Source organism: Salmonella sp. SAL4457, assembly GCF_046548235.1.
GTDB lineage: Bacteria > Pseudomonadota > Gammaproteobacteria > Enterobacterales > Enterobacteriaceae > Salmonella > Salmonella enterica.
The window spans coordinates 1-252 of the sequence record NZ_JBGDZO010000938.1 but is presented as its reverse complement, the minus strand read 5'-3'; the positions used below and the strand labels follow the sequence as shown (position 1 = coordinate 252).

The following is a 252-nucleotide window of genomic DNA, read 5'->3' as shown; positions in this document are numbered from 1 at the left end:
ATCCTCGAGGCCGAGGAACAGCGAGGCGTTGAGCGCCTGGCGCAAGCTGTCCATCACCCCCAGGTATTCGTCGCAGGCCTCGGATTCTCCGGGCTCCAGCCATTGCGTGAGGTCGCCGCGGATGCCTTCGCGGATCACCTGGCCGTCGCCGCGGCCGATCGCCGCCGGGGTCAGGTCGCCCGCGACCGCACGGGTGCGGCACTCTTCGGCCAATCTGGTGGTCAGACGCTCAGGCATGAAGATGCTCTGGTG

1 protein-coding gene is annotated in these 252 nt (G+C 68.3%); it reads right to left on the bottom strand.

Annotated elements, in window-relative coordinates:
- A partial coding sequence (locus ACLJNW_RS26960) for a 2OG-Fe(II) oxygenase (RefSeq protein WP_410961617.1) occupies window positions 1-252 on the bottom strand: 252 nt, incomplete at both ends.